Raw genomic sequence first — 2,066 nt, 5'->3', positions numbered from 1 at the left:
GGGTGGGTCAGAATTCGATCAGTATTGACATTGAAGCGCTGTGCCGCGCCAGCGCGCAGGAGCTGGACGTGGCAATTGAGTTTTTCCAGAGCAACCACGAAGGCGAGATGATTGAGTGGATCCAGCAAGCGCGCCTGCATGCGCAGGCGCTGGTTATCAATCCCGCGGCGTGGACGCACACGTCGGTGGCAATCCGTGATGCGGTCACAACCGTCGTGCTGCCGCTGTGGGAGGTGCATATAACCAACGTGCACAAGCATGAGCCATTCCATTATCATTCATATCTGTCAGACGTGGCGCAGGGCGTGATCTGCGGTTACGGCATTCGCGGCTACCACTATGCGTTGGTGGAAGCGGCGCGGACACTCGGGATGCAAAGCTGACGCCAAGGTAAAACCTAGCTTAACAACGATCTACGGTAAACGCGATCACATCGCTCAGCTTTTCCGCCTTCAGCGCCAGCATCACAATACGATCGACGCCCAGCGCCACGCCGGAACAGTCAGGCATACCGTGCGCTAGAGCATCCAGCAGGTTGGTATCAATTGGCTGCTGCGGCAGCCCGGCCTTGGCGCGCTTGCGGTTATCCTGCTCAAAGCGCCGCCGCTGCTCGCGGCTGTCGGTCAATTCACGGAAGCCGTTCGCTAGCTCGATACCCTTGAAGTAGACCTCAAAACGCTCTGCCACGCGGTAATCTTCGGTGCTGATCTTCGCCAGCGCCGCCTGGGTGGCCGGGAAGTGGTAAACAAAGGCGGGTTTCTCTTTGCCGATCTCCGGCTCCACGCCGAGCATAAACAGCAGCTGCAGCAGGGTATCGCGATCTTCCTCGCGGTTGGCCAGATCGCCCGCTCCAAGTTTCTCTGCCACTTCGCGCAGCTGCGCTTTATCCGCCGACAGCGGGTCAATCTCCAGATGGCGGATAAACGCCTGCTCGTAAGAGAGGGTTTCTGCCGGGGCGCACTCCAGTACCTGCTGCATCAGGTCATCAACCTCATTCATCAGGCGATACATATCGTAGTGCGGACGATACCACTCCAACATGGTGAATTCCGGGTTATGGTGACGACCCATCTCTTCATTGCGGAAGCTGCGGCACAGCTGATAAGTTGGGCCGCTTCCGGCTGCCAGCAGGCGCTTCATATGGTACTCCGGGCTGGTCATCAGGTAGAGATCCACCCCTGCCGCAGCCCCCGGACCGACAAAACGCGTCTGGAACGGGAACAAGTGGATATCGGTCACCGTCGCCTGGCTCATTGCCGGGGTTTCCACTTCCAGAACGCCACGATCGGCAAAGAAACGCCGGATTTCAGCCATAATTACCGCACGTTTAAATAAGTTTGCGATGGGTGCGCTTGGCTGCCAGCTGGACGTTTCGCTCATGTTGCTACCTTTAAGTCAGTCAGGGAGAGGAAGTCTACCTGTCGCCGCAGCAACACACAATTCACCATGAAATAAAACCCTCATCTTCCTCTATGGCACCTGCGCTGACTTTTTGCCAGCAACCCACCCAAATTCCCGAACACATCAAATTAGCGCATTTTTAACCCACCTATACCGGGCGGCGGCTGACGGGCTAAGTCTGCCGCTATCTCTCTGGTAAGCCTGAAAAACATCAATAATGGGGAGTAAACTGTGCAAACCCTGAATACCGATCTGGTGATTGTCGGCGCTGGTGGAGCGGGCCGCGTCTATCGCTACAACACCAATGGCAGCATCGTTACCGGGGACGGCACTGTTGCAAAGATCTGGCGATGGTAAACTGATGCCAGTGTTTAGTTGAAGGAGCAGCACATGAACCCATTTAAAGGTCGACATTTTGAGCGTCATATTATCCTGTGGGCCGTCCGCTGGTACTGCAAATATGGCATCAGTTATCGTGAGCTGCAGGAGATGCTGGCTGAGCGAGGGGTAAATGTCGATCACACCACGATTTATCGATGGGTTCAGCGTTCTGCACCTGAGATGGAAAAGCGGCGGCGCTGGTACTGGCGTCAACCTTCCGGTTTTGGCTCATGGCATCTCGATGAAACCTACGTGAAGGTCAACGGACGCTGGGCTTATCTGTA

Annotated in this window: 4 protein-coding genes; 3 read left to right on the top strand and 1 reads right to left on the bottom strand. The window is 56.0% G+C overall.

Annotated features, from left to right (window positions below; all coding sequences use genetic code 11):
* Positions 1-383 (top strand): type II 3-dehydroquinate dehydratase (locus tag BBW68_RS12650; RefSeq protein WP_070135634.1); only part of this gene is annotated, 383 nt, incomplete at its 5' end.
* A gap of 19 nt (positions 384-402) precedes the next feature.
* Here BBW68_RS12650 and epmA read toward each other — a convergent pair.
* Entirely contained in the window at positions 403-1,380 is a 978-nt protein-coding gene (gene epmA, locus BBW68_RS12645; protein ID WP_070135633.1) for an elongation factor P--(R)-beta-lysine ligase, read from the bottom strand.
* Between the two features lie 252 nt (positions 1,381-1,632).
* Here epmA and BBW68_RS20795 point away from each other — a divergent pair, with 252 nt between their 5' ends.
* Both BBW68_RS20795 and BBW68_RS12640 read left to right on the top strand, forming a co-directional pair.
* Positions 1,633-1,758: a hypothetical protein gene (locus tag BBW68_RS20795; RefSeq protein ID WP_420835351.1), complete on the top strand. Its 126-nt coding sequence runs from the start codon at positions 1,633-1,635 to the stop codon at positions 1,756-1,758.
* A 33-nt stretch (positions 1,759-1,791) separates the two neighbouring features.
* Positions 1,792-2,066 (top strand): IS6 family transposase (locus tag BBW68_RS12640; protein ID WP_148127483.1); only part of this gene is annotated, 275 nt, incomplete at its 3' end.

It is taken from the genome of Candidatus Erwinia dacicola (assembly GCF_001756855.1).
GTDB classification, from domain to species: domain Bacteria; phylum Pseudomonadota; class Gammaproteobacteria; order Enterobacterales; family Enterobacteriaceae; genus Erwinia; species Erwinia dacicola.
Note: the sequence above shows the minus strand (reverse complement) of the source record. Positions and strands in the feature narration are given on the sequence as shown.